This is a genomic window from Bradyrhizobium sp. AZCC 1719 (assembly GCF_036924525.1).
Lineage (GTDB): Bacteria > Pseudomonadota > Alphaproteobacteria > Rhizobiales > Xanthobacteraceae > Bradyrhizobium.
Map to the genome: position 1 here is coordinate 6,700,398 of NZ_JAZHRU010000001.1, position 15,190 is coordinate 6,715,587.

Annotated in this window: 13 protein-coding genes and 1 pseudogene; 8 read left to right on the top strand and 6 right to left on the bottom strand. The window is 63.6% G+C overall.

The window, feature by feature from the left end:
- Positions 1-90: 90 nt before the first annotated feature.
- Genes V1292_RS31665 through V1292_RS31675 form a run of 3 tightly spaced genes read right to left on the bottom strand, consistent with a single transcriptional unit; the run spans position 91 to position 3,136 of the window.
- Complete coding sequence (locus tag V1292_RS31665) at positions 91-1,824, bottom strand: S8 family serine peptidase (protein WP_334376467.1); 1,734 nt, start codon at positions 1,822-1,824, stop codon at positions 91-93.
- A gap of 35 nt (positions 1,825-1,859) precedes the next feature.
- Entirely contained in the window at positions 1,860-2,570 is a 711-nt protein-coding gene (locus V1292_RS31670) for a hypothetical protein (protein ID WP_334376468.1), read from the bottom strand.
- Entirely contained in the window at positions 2,567-3,136 is a 570-nt protein-coding gene (locus V1292_RS31675; protein ID WP_028348949.1) for a sigma-70 family RNA polymerase sigma factor, read from the bottom strand. Before V1292_RS31675 ends, V1292_RS31670 begins: the two co-directional genes overlap by 4 nt.
- A 419-nt stretch (positions 3,137-3,555) precedes the next feature.
- On the opposite strand from V1292_RS31675, the gene V1292_RS31680 reads away from it, so the two are divergent.
- The gene (locus V1292_RS31680; RefSeq protein WP_442895584.1) at positions 3,556-4,704 is read left to right on the top strand and encodes a GGDEF domain-containing protein; all 1,149 of its coding nucleotides are present in this window, start codon (positions 3,556-3,558) and stop codon (positions 4,702-4,704) included.
- 62 nt (positions 4,705-4,766) lie between these two features.
- Complete coding sequence (locus V1292_RS31685; protein ID WP_334376470.1) at positions 4,767-5,879, top strand: DUF2336 domain-containing protein; 1,113 nt, start codon at positions 4,767-4,769, stop codon at positions 5,877-5,879.
- A gap of 189 nt (positions 5,880-6,068) precedes the next feature.
- On the opposite strand, the gene V1292_RS31690 is transcribed toward V1292_RS31685, so the two are convergent.
- Positions 6,069-6,707, bottom strand: coding sequence for a DUF1109 domain-containing protein (locus V1292_RS31690; RefSeq protein ID WP_334376471.1), 639 nt, complete (start codon positions 6,705-6,707; stop codon positions 6,069-6,071).
- Between the two features lie 2 nt (positions 6,708-6,709).
- Positions 6,710-7,256, bottom strand: a pseudogene (locus V1292_RS31695) (sigma-70 family RNA polymerase sigma factor).
- 347 nt (positions 7,257-7,603) lie between these two features.
- Between V1292_RS31695 and V1292_RS31700 the strand changes: the two are divergent.
- Together V1292_RS31700 and V1292_RS31705 are read left to right on the top strand one after the other, a co-directional pair.
- Positions 7,604-8,281, top strand: a complete 678-nt coding sequence (locus tag V1292_RS31700; protein ID WP_334376472.1) for a hypothetical protein — start codon at positions 7,604-7,606, stop codon at positions 8,279-8,281.
- A gap of 113 nt (positions 8,282-8,394) precedes the next feature.
- Positions 8,395-9,174, top strand: a complete 780-nt coding sequence (locus V1292_RS31705) for an enoyl-CoA hydratase (protein WP_334376474.1) — start codon at positions 8,395-8,397, stop codon at positions 9,172-9,174.
- Positions 9,175-9,256: 82 nt separating this feature from the next.
- On the opposite strand, the gene V1292_RS31710 is transcribed toward V1292_RS31705, so the two are convergent.
- Positions 9,257-11,128, bottom strand: coding sequence for an acetyl-CoA hydrolase/transferase C-terminal domain-containing protein (locus V1292_RS31710; RefSeq protein WP_334376476.1), 1,872 nt, complete (start codon positions 11,126-11,128; stop codon positions 9,257-9,259).
- 336 nt (positions 11,129-11,464) lie between these two features.
- Between V1292_RS31710 and V1292_RS31715 the strand changes: the two genes are divergently transcribed.
- The 4 genes from V1292_RS31715 to V1292_RS31730 all read left to right on the top strand — a co-directional run bounded on the left by V1292_RS31715 (position 11,465) and on the right by V1292_RS31730 (position 15,082).
- Positions 11,465-12,880 carry a TolC family outer membrane protein gene (locus V1292_RS31715; protein WP_334376477.1) on the top strand — a complete coding sequence of 472 codons (1,416 nt, stop codon included), beginning with the start codon at positions 11,465-11,467 and terminating at the stop codon, positions 12,878-12,880.
- 355 nt (positions 12,881-13,235) lie between these two features.
- A complete protein-coding gene (locus V1292_RS31720) occupies positions 13,236-13,658 on the top strand; it encodes a hypothetical protein (RefSeq protein ID WP_334376478.1) in 423 nt (140 codons plus the stop codon).
- Positions 13,651-14,751, top strand: coding sequence for a hypothetical protein (locus tag V1292_RS31725; RefSeq protein ID WP_334376479.1), 1,101 nt, complete (start codon positions 13,651-13,653; stop codon positions 14,749-14,751). The genes V1292_RS31720 and V1292_RS31725 overlap by 8 nt, the downstream gene beginning before the upstream one ends.
- Entirely contained in the window at positions 14,741-15,082 is a 342-nt protein-coding gene (locus V1292_RS31730) for a hypothetical protein (RefSeq protein WP_334376480.1), read from the top strand. The genes V1292_RS31725 and V1292_RS31730 overlap by 11 nt, the downstream gene beginning before the upstream one ends.
- The last annotated feature ends 108 nt before the right edge of the window (positions 15,083-15,190 follow it).

Below are 15,190 nucleotides of genomic sequence, written 5' to 3' on the forward strand. Positions count from 1 at the left end.
TCGCAGGACCCTCGCCTGACGTTCAAAACGCCGGACGGTTTTTTAACCTTGCGTTCGGGGACGATCGTCGGAAAATCGCTGCGCGGCAGGCTATTTTGCGGCGTTTGCCGCCGATTTGTCCGCTGCCATTGAGGGCACGGGCTCGTTCAGTGCGCGGCTCACGGAAGTGTTATCCGCAGCCGGGTCATGCGTCGGCGCTTTCTCCCCCGCAGGCCTACCGGAGACCGAAGCAAGCGGAACCGCCGGTGCGGCGGCCGTGGCGGTAACGGCGGCAAAGGCGTCGGCTCCGCCTGCCCCAAACTGATCGTCACGGCCGGGGGTGCCGAGATCACGGGCGGTCCTGGTCAGGATTGCGCGAACATCGCCCGGCTTTAACGAAGGATTACGCTCCAGCATCAGCGCCGCGACGCCGCTGATATAGGCGGCGGAGAACGAGGTGCCCGACGTGATCTGGTATTTTTCATCGGGCGCCGGCAGGAAGATATCCGCGCCCGGTGCGGCTACCGCGATGTGGTTGCCCCGGTTCGATGCCGCAAACAGTCTTTCCTGCGCGTCGGTGCCACTCACCGCAATGACATTGGGATTGGCGGCCGGATAGAGCGGCGGCGATTTCGCACCGGCATTGCCGGCCGCAGCCACCATCAGGATGCCACGGGCTGCCGTCGCGGCGATGCCTCGCTCGATCAGCGGATCCTTCGGACCGGCAAAGCTCATATTGATGATCTGCGCGCCGTGCTCGGCCGCGTAGTCCAATCCCCGGAGGATGACATAGGATGTGCTCTCCGCACCCTTCGATCCCGCGCCGAACGCGCGGATCGCGATCAACCTCGCCTCCGGTGCGCTACCCATCAGCTTGGCATGCGCCACGATCGCGCCGGCAATGCCGGTGCCGTGGACATGCGGACCTTCCTTGCTTCCGAGCGCATCGAAACTGTCGGCAACCGAATTGGCGAGTTCGGGATGCTTGGCGTCGACACCTGAATCGATCACCGCAATGGTGACGTTCATGCCGCGGACGAGCGCGTGCGCCTGAGGCAGCCGAAGCTGGGTGACGGCGTATTGCGCGGCATCGCCCGCGGTCGAAGCCTTCTTCTGATCCTGCAGGAAGTATCGCAAATTGAGCTGCACCGAACGCACGCTGGCGTCGGCCGCGAGTTCGCGGCGCACGGTGTCCACCGGCCGGTTATCGACGATGCGGAACAGACCGATGGTGCCGCCGAGCAGCGGGAAGTTCTGCGACGCGATGCGCTCCAGGCCGTGGCGCCGCGCCAGTTCGTCGGCCTCGGCAGTAGATAACGCGCCGTCGATTTCGGCGACGAGCTCGTTCTTGACCGCGCGCAGGTTGACCGCCGCCTGTGCGTTGTTGTTGCCCGATCCGCCCTTGCCCTTCTTGGCCGAGATACCGTTGCCGCCGCCGGCCGACATCACCGGACGATCGAAGCACTCGCCGTCGGGACCGCGGAGCGCATAGGCGCAAGCCGGATAGAGGTTGGGCGAAAACCGCGCATGGGGAAGCGTCGACTGCACACCGGCCCCCGGACGGACTCGCAGGGTCGAACTCATGGTGCCGATCCGGGACGGCGGCGTCCGTGCGACGGTATCGGCGCGCATGGCCGGCCGCGCCGCAACGGTCGGACTGATCCGCGGCGTCACCGTCGGATTGATGGTGGGTACTCGCGCGCCGACGTTGAGATTGGGGGTGCGCATGATGCTTTGCGCATGCGCCGCCGAGGGTCCGACAGCGATCAGCGGCAACAGCGCGGCCGACACCACCCATGCCGCACACTGGGTCCTTGTCCACCAACTCACGCCATCATGAACCATGGGACCTCAGCTTGCCCTGACAGCGCCAGGCGGCCTTACGGCGTTGCCACCGCCAGGCTGACGATTTTCTCACGCTGCAGCCTGCTCAGCAGGCCAGCAACCTCGTCCTTGCTCATCGCCTTGTTGCCGAACTGCAGCCGGAACATGCCGCCCTTGGCGCCGTCGATCGATGCCTGGTAGTTGTCGAGCAGCGCCGTGATGTCGGCGATGCGCGCTTCAGGCGCGAACCGCACCAGCGCGCGCGGTGGCGCGAGGCTGCCTGCGAGATCGCGCGTAATCGGCGCCGATGGCCGCTCGTTCAGGCTTAGCGACGCCGTCTCGAACAACGCGGTCTGGCTCTTCATCAGCACGGCGCCGATCACGCCGGCCTGCAACACGAGCGCTACGGCACCGAGGCTCGCCGACCAGGCGAGCGTACGCGGCGACAGGCTTGCGAAAAATTCCGATACGCGCGTGGACAGGCTCACCGAGCGTGAGGGCTCGCGCACAGGCTCCGCGTCGATTGCGGCAAACAGCTTCTGCATGGCGCGCGTGGACGGTGCACCCAGGCTCTCGTTGAGGCTGATCGTCCCGGCGTATTCTTCGCGGATGACGGCATATTGCCGGGCAAGCTCGGGATCCCCGGCAAGCGCTTCCTCGACGCGGCGTGCATCGCGCGCGCTCAGGGTGCCGGCCGCGTGGAAGGGCAACAGCATCTCAACTTCGCTGGGCTCGTGATCCAGCATTTTCTTGCTCGCTGCCATCATGGCCAACCTCGCTCTATGCCTGCTGCCTTGAGCAACTCGGCCAATTTCTTGCGCGCATAAAACAGGCGCGTCTTGACGGTGTTCTCCGGAATACCGACGATTTCGGCCACCTCTTCCACGGACTTCTCGTGGTAGTAGACGAGATCGACGATCTCCCGATGCTCTGCCGAAAGTGCCGTCAGGCACTTGCGCAGCGCTTCACCCGTATCCTTCTTCTGCACCACCACTTCCGGATCGTCGGACGTATCCTCGATCGCGTTCGCGGTTTCCTCGTCCAGCCCAACGTCCTTGCGGCGCCTGAGTGCCGAAAGAGCCTTGAACCGCGTAATCGCCAACAGCCAGGTGGTAACGGCGGATCGGCCTTCGAACTTGCCAGCCTGACGCCACACATCGAGAAAAACCTCGCTGATAAGGTCTTCCGCGACCTGTTCGTCCCTTACGAGCCGAAGCCCGAAACGGAACACCCTGACATGGTGCCTTCCGTAAAGCACCTGCATGGCGAGCCGGTCGCCTTGAGCGATCCGAGCGATCAGAATTTCGTCTGAAGCCGCCTGTGTCGCGCTCAATGGCCGTCTCGCAAGGTTGGTCTGACGGGGGTGGCCGGCGGTTCGATGTGAAGAGTGAGATTCTTCACATTACGGCAATGCCCGAATCGCATGTGTGATTTATCCCACAGATGGCCATTGCCAGGCCATTTTGCCGCCAGAAAGGAGCTAAATCCCGGGATTGGTAGCATAATACGGAAACACTTTCCTGAAAACGCGCCGCCCAGACTTTAGCAAGGCTTCGCCGGCAGGGCAGCATTTGCGTGAAGCCCCAGGGTTCCCGCACGGGCAGGCTCCGCACTATCGGAATTCGGCAGATTTCCGTTGCGAAATCAGTGCAATGGCCGGGTTTTAACGGAGCCGATTCGGCCTCAAAAGATACCAAACCTAAAGGCTTTGTTCCCTAAAGTTTCGTCCGGCATCACCAACAGCGGCGGGACATGAGCAGCGCGGCATCATTGCTTCAGGGGCAAGGCTCCCACAATGCGACCACGCGCGTCGCCCGCCTGCCGCTGGAACTATTGAAGCGCCGAACCAGCCAGCGCCGCCAGATGCTGGCCGTGCAAGGCGTCAGCTATTTGCTCATCACCTCGGTCCTGCTGGTCTATTGCTACGCCGGCACCGTCCCGATCATCATTCCATCGACCTATTTCCTTTCCGGCATCGGATTGGTGTCGGTCTTTGTCGTGTTGTCGGAAGCCCACTTCAACGACCGGTTCGAGGACCATTATCTCACGATCTTCCAGGTCGCCGGCCACGTCGCGCTCCAGCTCTGTTTTCTGCTGGCCGCGCCACAGATCGGGTTTGCCTTCCTGAGCGTCGTATTCCTGATCTTCGGATTCGGCGCGCTGCGAATGACGTCCTGGCAGGCGATCATCACCTGGACCCTCACCATCGTAGGCCTGGCGCCGATCTTCCTGTTTGCCAGCACCCCGATCGGCCTGCCGATTACCACCCAGACCGAACGCGTCGCGGCCATGCTTTCCTTTGTCCTCACCATCGGACAATGCGCCTTCGTGGGGCTGTATGGCTCTACCATGCGCAAGATGCTCTACGACCGCAGCTTCGAACTGAAGGCGGCGTACAAGCGGATCGAGGAGCTTGCCGAACTCGACGAACTGACCGGGTCGTCCAACCGCCGCAGCATCATGCGAATGCTGGAGGAGGAGATTGCCCGCGCGAGCCGCAGCGGATCGCCCTGCTCGATCGCACTGATCGACCTCGACTGGTTCAAGCGCATCAACGACGCCTACGGTCACCCGACCGGCGACGAGGTGCTGCGGACATTCTCGATCACCATGTTTGCCAACATCCGCAGCATCGACCGGTTCGGCCGATATGGCGGCGAGGAATTCCTGCTGGTGCTGCCCGACATGGACGTCGACCAAGCCATGCAGGCGCTCGACCGGTTGCGCGCCATTATTGCCGATCTCGACTGGAGCGCGTTCTCGCCCGGCATGAAGGTGACGATGTCGGCAGGCGTTGCAACGCTGAACCCAAACGAAACATCAGACACATTCCTCGCGCGCGCCGATAGCGCGCTTTATGCAGCCAAGGCGCAGGGACGTAACCGTATTACCAGCGCCTGATCCGACATATTTCAGCTCCGGCGGCGAAGAAGCTCCGCCGCTTTTTGCTCCAGGACAGAGTCATGATTTCGAAGACCGCCACCTCTCCTTCTCCCGGAAACCTGCTCGACGAACTGCAGTCCACGCTTGCGCACGGAACCGTTGCTCGCCGGGTAGAGACGCTGCGCCGAGTGACCGATCTCTTCATCAACGGCGCGGTGGATTATTCGGACGAGCAGGTCGGGCTATTCGACGACGTCTTCCAGTGCCTGATCGACCACATCGAAACCTCGGCCAAGATGCTGCTGGCCAACCGTCTCGCCCCGATCGACACTGCCCCGCCGCTCACCATCCGCGCGCTTGCATTCGACGACGTCATCGAGGTTGCGGGTCCTGTGCTGTCGCAATCGATGCGGCTCGACGACAAGACCTTGATCGAGAATGCGCGCAGCAAGAGCCAGGCGCATTTGATGGCGATCTCGACCCGCAAGACGCTGAGCGGCGCGGTCACCGACGTGCTGGTTCAGCGCGGCAACGATCAGGTGATCCAGTCGACCGTCAACAATCCCGGCGCGGAATTCACCGAGCGCGGCTTTACCCGCCTCGTCAGCCGCGCCGAAGGCGACGACGATCTCACCGCCTGCATCGGCATGCGTCCGTCCGTGCCGCGGCATCTCTACCTGAAACTGCTCGCCAAGGCCTCCGACACGGTGCGACGGCGGCTGGAGGCCGCCAATCCGCAACAGGCGTCCGAGGTCCCGAACGTGGTCAAGGAGGCAACGCGGCGCGCGCGCTCGGCGACCTCTGAGATCACCAAGGACACTGAGATTGCGCACGCGCTGGTCAAGTCGCTGTACGAGCACGGCCGGCTCGACGAATCCGAACTGGCATCGTTTGCCGATGCCGGAAAATTCGACGAGGCCAACGCCTCGATTGCGGCGCTCGCCAACGTGCCGGTCGCAATCGCCGAGAACATGATGATCGAAAGCCGAGCCGAAGGCGTGATGATTTTGGCGAAGGTCGCAGGGCTGTCATGGTCGACGGTCAGGACCATCATCAGGATGCGCGACGAACTGTCCGGCGGGGAGCCGACCGATCTGGCGGCTTGCAAGGACACCTATGAGCGGCTGCGGCCTTCGACGGCGCAGCAGGTGCTGCGCTTCCACCGCATGCAGCAGAACGTGCCGGCGGCATGAGCTTCTTACCCTCCCCTGGAGGGGGAGGGTCGCCGCGTAGCGGCGGGGTGGGGTGACGGTCTCTCCACATCCAACAGTGCCCGAGTGGAGAGATCACCCCACCCCGTCTCGCATTTCGCTTCGCTCATGCGAGCCGACCCACGAGCGAGCTTCGCTCGTCTCGGACCCCTCCAGGGGAGGGTAAGAGCATCAATATTTCAGCAGCTTCGCTCCGGCGAGCGCGCCGATCGCTGCCACCAGCGCGGTCGCGATCGTGTACCAGGTCGCGACAAACAGCGGTGAATCATCCGTGCAATGCGAGGCATAGAGCGTTGCCGCCAATCCCGCCGACAACAGTCCGGCGATGGCGCCCGCCAATGCAGGCCGCGACGGGGCACCGTGACGCAATCCGAGCAGCGCGCCGGCCAGGATGGGCAGCGACAGCAGCAGAATTGCCGTCAGACAAACCCACGAATTCTTGCCGACCAGCCGCGTCATCATCGGCAGCCGTTGCGGCATCATCATTTCGCCGCCGATCCCGGCGGTCAAAATTCCCACCGGCGCCAGCAGCAGCCAACCAAATCCGCGCAGCGAGGCTTCGGGCCGCGACAGATGCAGGCTGACGGCAATTGCCGAGATCGCGAGCGCCAGCGTCACCGCGAATTTCAGGTCGAAGAACGGATTGCGCATCGCAACCATCACGTCGGGCCTGACGCCGAGCTCGGTGAAGAACATCAACAGCGAAACCGGCGCCGCGGCCAAGAGCGCCAGCATCAGCGCGAAGCCGACCGGCCGCGCGCGGTGCGCGTTGTCGGCCGCCAACGTTCGAATGAGCTGATCGGTATCCATGCTCAATTTTCCCGCAACTTCGCCGTCAAGCTGGTCAGCCCCCGGTGCAGCGCCACCCGCACCGCGCCCTCGCTCATCGAAAATTTCGCCGCCGTATCCTTGATCGAGGCGCTGTCGACCGCGATCGACTGCAGCACGTCGCGCTGCCGGGCCGGCAGCGTCTGGAGCTGGGCGGCAACTTCGCTTGGCGAAGCCGTTTCGGCCGGCGTTTCGCCCGGCAGAGTCTCGGCGAAATCGTCAATATCGACGAAAATCCGCCGGCCGCGGCGGCGCAGCGCGTCGATCAGCTTGTTGCGGGCGATCGCGAACAGCCATGGGGCAAATGGGGCGGTGACATCCCAGGTATGCCGCTTCAGATGGACCGCCAGCAAAATGTCCTGCACGATGTCCTCGGATTGATCGACCGGTTGCCCTGCCCGCGCCAGACCGCGGCGCGCCGCGGCCCGGAGCACCGGCGTGACGGCCTTGAGCAGGCGATGATACGCCGCGCTGTCGCCTGCAATGGCCGACCGCATCAGGCGCGGTCCATTCGTCATCCCGTTCGCGCACCCGCGCTCCTACCCTGCAATTCGATCGATCTTTCAATTTGTTACATCAGGACAACCCGATCACGAACTCGTGATCGGGGGGCCCCGTCGGCAGCTTGGGCTGGCTCCCCATCCGGGAATCGGGGACGGCCGGCCGCGCGATGGCAGGCTCATAACATCGATTGCGCAGGCTCGCATCCGGCGTAGCTCGCTAATTCCGCGTCGGCAAAATGCCCGCCAGCACGTCGGCTGACCGACATTGCCCAGCTTTTGCCCGGTGTTGCCCGAAGATTCCCATTTTCCGCCGCGCTGTGGACACCTCAGGGGTCTCATTTCGCCGCCGGGCGGCGGCCAATGGGGAGATTCCACATGACGATCCGAGCCAGCGCGGGGTCGGCCTTCATTCTTGCGGCAGGGCTTTTGTTGGGTTTCGCAGCACCATCGCCGACGATGGCCGCCGGTGCCGATGACGCTGCGGTATCGAAACCGGAAGGCGCGACGTCCGAGAAGTCCGCCAGGCAGGGTTCGCGTTCCCTGAAGAAGCGCTCCGCCCATCGCAAATCCACGCGTGCGGCATCGAAACCTGTCGAGAACAAGCAGCCTGAGGAAAAGCAGGTGGCCGATGCGAGTGGCGGCACTCCGTCCGGGATGCCCGAATGGCTCGCCAACGCCAACGCGCAAATGACGGCAGCCGATGCGCCGGCCGACAGCGCCAAGGGGATGTCGGCGGCGATGTCTGAGAAGGCCAATACCGTCCTGCAATCGGCCGCGGACAAGCCGGCTGACGCCGAGGCGCCGGCCGATGCCACCGTAATTGCCTCCGACGAGCTCAACGATGTCGATCGGGCGCTGCAGGCGACACCGCCCGAGGGCTCGGCCACGCAGACGGTCGCGATGGCTTCGACCAAACCTGCATCGGAAACCTCCGATCAGGTCGCCAGCAACGAGAGTTCCACCCTGGACAAGACCTCGCTCATCGGAAAGATCTTCATCGCCTTCGGTGCCCTGCTGACGGTGGCCTCGGCCGCGCGCATGTTCATGGCGTAGCTATCGGCATACCGGACGCGGCACCCCCGCATCCGGGATCCGTGCCAGCCCACTTGAAGCCCACCCCGGCAGCGGGCACATTGCCCGCGAAAAGGACCATCCGGGGTGGAATCATGGCAACGTTCGAGAACATCATTGTCGAGAGCAAGGGCGCGGTCGGCATCATTACGCTGAACCGGCCGAAAATGCTCAACGCGCTGTCGTTCGGCGTGTTTCGTGAAATCGCTGCCGCGGTCGATGACCTCGAGGCCGACGACAAGATCGGCTGCATCCTGCTCACCGGCAGCGAAAAGGCGTTCGCCGCCGGCGCCGACATCAAGGAGATGCAGCCGAAAAGCTTCATCGACATGTTCTCCAGCGATTTCACCGCCATTGGCGGCGATCGCGTCGCCACCTGCCGGAAACCGACGATCGCGGCCGTCAGCGGCTATGCGCTCGGTGGCGGCTGCGAGCTCGCCATGATGTGCGACATCATCATCGCTTCCGATACCGCCAAATTCGGCCAGCCCGAAATCACGCTCGGCACCATCCCCGGTATCGGCGGCACCCAGCGGCTGACGCGCGCAATCGGCAAGTCCAAGGCGATGGATCTCTGCCTCACCGGACGCATGATGGATGCGGCCGAGGCGGAGCGTTCCGGCCTCGTCAGCCGCGTCGTGCCATCAGACAAATTGATGGAAGAAGCGCTCTCGGCCGCGGAAAAGATCGCCTCGATGTCGCGGCCCGCGGCTGCGATGGCCAAGGAAGCCATCAACCGCGCGTTCGAGACGCCGCTGTCGGAGGGCATGAATGTCGAGCGCAACCTGTTCCACTCGACCTTCGCGCTGGAAGACCGCGCCGAAGGCATGGCGGCGTTCATCGAGAAGCGCAAGCCGGTGAACAAGAACAGGTAGGGCTCGGTTTCGTAGGGTGGGCAAAGGCGCGCAGCGCCGTGCCCACCAATCTTACGCTCCGCACAAAGTGATGGTGGGCACGCTACGCTTTGCCCACCCTACGGGACCTCCCGCTTCGCGCCAGCGCCGCGTTGACCAGCGCGCGATAGGCACGTTCGGCGAACGTCGTGGGACGATCGAGGCCCAGCCGCGCCAGGCATTCGCGGTTCGGGGCATCCGGCGGCTGGGTCATCCCCTGCCACAGCAATCCCGGCAGAAGCATCGGCCTCCGCTGCGCTTCTCGCAGCAACTGCAAGGCCGGTATCAGCCGCTGCTCGACCTCGGTAAAATCGCTGCCGAACGGAAATGACGGCAGCAGCCCGTCCTCGCGCGCAGGCTTCAAGGCATCCGCGATCCGCTCCGGAAAGTTCTCGCGATGCGCGCGCGGAATTTCATGCTCCTTCGGCAGCTTGCCGGCGTCCTTGGCGATCTTCACCAGTTCATCCTGGAAACGGGAATCCGTGACCGCGAGCATCGCCGCGATGGTCTCGGCGTCCGATTTGCCCCTGACATCGGCAACACCGTATTCGGTGACGAACACGTCGCGCAGATGCCGCGGGATGGTCTCGTGACCGTAGTTCCAGCGGATGTTGGAGTGCGTCCTCCTGCCCGCCTGCCGCGTCGCTTCCAGCGCAAGAATCGACCGTGCGCCTTGAAGCGCGAACGCCTGCGCGACGAAATTGTACTGGCCGCCGACGCCGCTGACGACCTGGCCATTGTCGAGACCATCAGAGACCGCCGCCCCCATCAGCGTTGCCATCATCGCGTTGTTGACGAAGCGGGCATCGACACGCGCGCGGCGCTTGGCATCCTCGTCGCCATAGAGCTCGTTGGTGAACGATACCGGCATCATCTGGATGCGCGCGAGCTGGTCGGGCGGCATCTCGCGCAACGCGCGATAGAACGATTTCGGTCCGAGGAAAAATGCGCCGTGCAGCACGACGCCGTCGAACTCGCGCTTGAGAATATCGGCCTCGATCAGGCTGAGAAACGCCTCGATCAGCATTTCGCTGACCCCATACAGCCCCTTCGCGAACGGCGCGCTCTCCACCGGCTCCACGCCGGGCGCGAGCCGCTTCATGATGGCCCGGAACTGCGTACTGTCCCGATGACGGACGATCAGCCCCTGCGCCAGCGCATCGCCGACTTGCCCGATGCCGATCTGCAGCGTGCCGCCATCAGGCACGAGACTCGCGGCGTGAAGCCCGATCGCGTATTTGGTGTCGCTGACCGGCTCGGCCGGCGGGGCGAACAGCGGGAAATCCGTCGCGGGGCTGTCGAGCACCGCGGAAAATTCGTCCCCCGGCAGATCGCCCGCACCCGGCATGAACGGCAGTTCTGAATTGACTTGCGCGAACACTTTGAACGAAGCGCGCCCCTCGGCGCGCGCACGCAGCAGATCAAGCGCCGTGTCAGTGTTGCAGCTCAGGCTGTAACGCGTCACGCCATCGACGACGCGCTTGGCCACCAATGGCGTGACGACATTGAGTCCGCGCGCCAGCAAATACGATGCAGCATGGGTATAGTTTGCGGAGATGTAATGCTGCTGCGCGAACGGCACGTGCAGCCATTTGCCGGCCAGGAAGAAAAACTCGATCACCTTGACGTTGGGCGGCAGTTCTCCGGCGTGCAGTGCATTTGCATAGGCGAGCTCGGGATAACCACCAAAGAGGCGATCGATCACCGGGCTGATGAAACGTTGTTCAAGCAGGCTCGAGGGCCGCGGCTTCTCCAGCGTCAGTGCCGAAAATAACGTCAGCTTGATCGAACGATCGGCAGCGGCGCGTGCGTACAGTGCGTTGATGATGTGGTTGGCCTTGCCGAGCCCGAGCGGCAATCCGACCACGAGATTGGTTCCGACATCGCGGATGATATCCTCCGCGATCGCTTCGGGATCGGAAAACAACTTTTGCATCACATGCGAACCTGGGCGTAGCTAGCAGGCAGCCGCCCTGGAATCGGACGCCAGCCACGAGAGCTATAGCCTATCTTCACCCAAGATTCGTCTGTGACGAACCGGCAACAGCCAAGCACGGACTTTCACCGAATTAATGTACTGATGTCGCGCGGCAGTTTGCCTGTGGCCATGGCGCCCCCTAAACAGGTAGACGACTGTCGGCGGGGGCGGACGGACAGTGCATGATCCGGATGGCGGGCAACCGGCACTCCTGAAGGTCATGCTCAAACTGGAAGATAGAACGGGATGGCTCGAAGCAGGGTTATCACGTTCTTGTGTTGACTACGGAATCAAATGACCAGGCGCGCCGCTAGGGTTGGCTACGTTGAAAGACGCTTGCTTCGATCGGGCATTGGCCTTGCTGCGGCTTGCCTCGCATTTGCGGCGCCGGCCGCGCATGGTGAAAGTCTTCCCGATGCGCTGGCCAAGGCCTACCAAACCAATCCCGCGCTCAATGCCGAACGCGCCCGCCAGCGCGCCACCGACGAGAACGTGCCGCAGGCACTTTCGGGTTATCGACCGCAGATCGTCGCCACTCTCTCCGCCGGCTTTCAGGCGGTGCGCAACCTCTTGCCCGACAACACCGTCCAGTCGGCGAATCTGAAGCCTTGGACCATCGGCGTGACCGTGTCCCAGACGTTGTTCAACGGCTTCAGGACCGCCAACAGTGTACGCGTGGCGGAGCTGCAGGTGCAGGCGGGTCGCGAGGCGCTGCGCAATGTCGGTCAGGGCGTGCTGCTGGATGCAGTCACGGTCTACACCAACGTTCTCGCCAACCAATCGCTGGTCGAAGCCCAGCGCGCCAACGTGGAATTTCTGCAGGAAACGCTCGGCATCACCCAGAAGCGTCTGAATGCCGGCGACGTCACGCCAACCGACGCTGCGCAGGCCGAGGCACGTCTGAGCCGGGGTCGCGCCGATTTGAATGCCGCTGAGGTCAATCTGGCCGTCAGCCAAGCGACTTATCTTCAGGTCATCGGCAACGCGCCCACCGTGCTCCGCCCTGCCGAAGCCGTGGATCGCCTGCTGCCGCGCAGCCGCGATGACGCCACCGGGCAGGCCTTCCGCGGGCATCCTGCCGTGATGGCGGCAAGCTTCGATTTCGACGTCGCCACCACCTCGATCCGCGTCGCCGAAAGCAGCCTGATGCCGACCATCACGCTGCAGGGAAGCGTCAGCCGCAGCAAGGACTCGGATCCCACGCTTGGCACCCTCGGGACCGACCAGGCTTCCGTGACCGGCCAGCTCACGCAGCCGATCTATGATGGCGGCATGGCCGCCTCACAGACCCGGCAGGCTAAGGAAATCGCAGCGCAAAGCCGGCAGGTGCTGGACCAGGTTCGCAACCAGGCTCGCACCGCCGCGGTCGGCGCCTGGGTCGCCAATGAAGGTGCCAAGATTGCGGTCACGGCATCCGAAGCTGAAGTGCGCGCTGCCACCGTCGCGCTGCAGGGCGTGCAGCGAGAGGCGGCGGGCGGCCAGCGCACCACGGTCGACGTGCTTAACGCGCAGCAGGACCTGATCTTGGCAAAGGCGCGGCTGATCGGCGCGCAGCGCGACCGCGTCATCGCCTCCTATACGCTCTTGAGCGCAATCGGCCGGCTCGACGTCAAGAATCTCGGCCTCAAAACGCCGGACTATCTGCCGGAAGTACACTACCACCAGGTGCGCGACGCCTGGCACGGCCTGCGGACGCCGTCCGGGCAGTAGGTTGTTTAACGTACCCTCCCTGGAGGGGTCCGAGACGAGCGAAGCTCGCTCGTGGGTCGGCGGCTCGCATTGAGCGCAGCGAAATGCGAGACGGGGTGGGGTGATCTCTCCGCTCGGGCACTGTTGGATGTGGAGAGACCGTCACCCCACCCCGCCGCGCGTTGCACGCGCGTCGACCCTCCCCCTCCAGGGGAGGGTAAACAAGACCGCGCACGAGCAAAGCTGTGGCTGCCTCCGCCATCGGTCCTGCCAGATCATTCCGCAGATCGAGGACCCCGGCCTGTTCAACGACGCCCTGCTCAAGACAATTGGAAAACTCTAGACTGGCCCGAGATTCGAACCGGCCGGAGACATCATGGACATCATTAGATTGTGCGCCTGGGGCTACGCCGCCCTGCTCGGCTTCGTCATCCTCACCGGCTACATCCCGGCCTTCATCGATGCCAATGACATGATCTTCGGCCTGTTTCGCCGCACCTGGTATGCCGACGGGCTGCATCTGGTGTCGGCGCTATGGGCCGCAACTGCGGCGATGACCTCGCGTCGCGCCTCGGAATTGTTCTTTCAATTGTTCGGCGTGTTCTATTTTGCCGATGGCGTGCTCGGCCTGCTCACCGGCAGCGGCTATCTCGACTTCGGCATCCTGATCAACGGCGTCCTCAACCTGCCGCTCTCGACGCGGTTTTTCGCCAACGCGCCGCATCTCGCCCTCGGTGGCGTCGCGATCGTGATCGGCTATCTGCTCGCGCCGCGGACGCGGATCGCCGTTCATGCTTAGGTGGCTGCGGCGTATCCTGGCTGTCGTCGCGATCCTGATTGCGCTGACGGTGCTTTTGCCACTGGCCTATATCGAGGGCACGTGCCGGCCCGCGGCCAGCACATCGACCTCGACTGCGCCGGCCGTCACCCTGCCCGCCATCGATGAGCCGGGCTACCGACGCAAGCTGAACAACACGTTCTTCACGTTTCCCGAATGGTACATCGTCTACTCCTTCGAGGATTTCGGCCGCTTCCTCGATCGCTCCAGCGAAAGCCATTTCAACTATCTCGGCCACATCTTCGGCTTCTGGCGCAGCTTCTGCACCATCAATCGCGCCGTGCCCGCAACGGGAGAATCGCTGGCCGAAGTGAAGACGATGATTTACGTGATCGGCATCAGTTATTCCGTCGAATACGCCGTCAAGGGATTCTACGAGAATACGATCGGCCGCGCGTTCGAATGGATCAGGGGCGAGAAGCGCACCCCACAGGATGAGTTCGGCCGCGCCGTACTGCAGGACTATGCCGCGTTCCTCTACACTGTTCCCTGGTACAAATACCCATTCAGCGAGAAGCTCGACGGCCTGATGGCAATTTCGGCGCCGACGCCGAGCAGCTTGCGTAGCCGGGAGCGCGACTTCGCGCTCGGCGCGGAATACTTCGTCAAGATCGGTTACGCCGCGCTGATTCAGAAGGCGCTAGACGCCAGCAATGACAGTGAGCCGCGCGACATCATGTTTGCCGTCGCGACATTGCCGCCGGAGATGCTGGCAAAAGAACCGCGCATCAAGCCGATTCGCGCGCTCAACGCACAATGGCAGCTCGTGCAGACGCCGCGCTACAAGGCGTTCACCGACATCCTGCAGCGGCTGCTGGATCAGGGTTATGGGGTTGCAGAGATCGCGGGCAATCACGACATCCATATCACCGTGATAGCGCCCGACGCCGCCAAGCTCGATATCAAGGGTACGACGGAGCTGTTTTCACTGGAACTCGATGCGAAGCCCGGCTTCCGCCGAGCGGGTCTGAAGGCAAGGATCGACCGTCTCGTCGATATCAACCGCGAGCTCAAGGCCAGGGGTGCAAGCATTGAGCACTTCTATGATTACTGACGGACAGCGCGGCGGTGGGCGTTGGGGCCAGATTGCCGGCGCGATCGCCCTCGTCGTGTGCGGCTGGCTTGCCGTCGTCACCGCGTTGACCTTCGGCTCAGCCCCCGGCAAGTCGATGGCGGTCATAGGTCCGCCGTCCCAGGCCCTGGCTGCGATCGCCAAGGCCAACGGCCGCATTCTTGCGTCGAATAACTACGTCACCATCGCGCGTTCCGACGACGCCGGTTTCGTCGGCCGTCTCTACGCGGCCGGCGCGCTGCTGGTGCTCGACGCCGAACAGGCGGGCGGCTGCAGCGGCCTGCCGCCGAATCGGTTCACCGCGCAGCTTTGAGGGACCAGGGTTCCAGCCATCCTCGCCCCGCCCGGCTCGAACGGTTTAATCCTTCTGTACTTGCAGCCTGTCTCCCGGCTTTAGTATCCATTTCGGCCGAAATCCCTG

Coding starts and splice junctions, on each gene's coding strand:
- V1292_RS31700 (WP_334376472.1), top strand. CDS start 7,604: ATGACGATCCGAGCCAGCGCGGGGTCGGCCTTCATTCTTGCGGCAGGG.
- V1292_RS31720 (WP_334376478.1), top strand. CDS start 13,236: ATGGACATCATTAGATTGTGCGCCTGGGGCTACGCCGCCCTGCTCGGC.
- V1292_RS31670 (WP_334376468.1), bottom strand. CDS start 2,570: ATGATGGCAGCGAGCAAGAAAATGCTGGATCACGAGCCCAGCGAAGTT.
- V1292_RS31710 (WP_334376476.1), bottom strand. CDS start 11,128: ATGCAAAAGTTGTTTTCCGATCCCGAAGCGATCGCGGAGGATATCATC.
- V1292_RS31725 (WP_334376479.1), top strand. CDS start 13,651: ATGCTTAGGTGGCTGCGGCGTATCCTGGCTGTCGTCGCGATCCTGATT.
- V1292_RS31705 (WP_334376474.1), top strand. CDS start 8,395: ATGGCAACGTTCGAGAACATCATTGTCGAGAGCAAGGGCGCGGTCGGC.
- V1292_RS31730 (WP_334376480.1), top strand. CDS start 14,741: ATGATTACTGACGGACAGCGCGGCGGTGGGCGTTGGGGCCAGATTGCC.
- V1292_RS31715 (WP_334376477.1), top strand. CDS start 11,465: ATGACCAGGCGCGCCGCTAGGGTTGGCTACGTTGAAAGACGCTTGCTT.
- V1292_RS31685 (WP_334376470.1), top strand. CDS start 4,767: ATGATTTCGAAGACCGCCACCTCTCCTTCTCCCGGAAACCTGCTCGAC.
- V1292_RS31665 (WP_334376467.1), bottom strand. CDS start 1,824: ATGGTTCATGATGGCGTGAGTTGGTGGACAAGGACCCAGTGTGCGGCA.
- V1292_RS31690 (WP_334376471.1), bottom strand. CDS start 6,707: ATGGATACCGATCAGCTCATTCGAACGTTGGCGGCCGACAACGCGCAC.
- V1292_RS31680 (WP_442895584.1), top strand. CDS start 3,556: ATGAGCAGCGCGGCATCATTGCTTCAGGGGCAAGGCTCCCACAATGCG.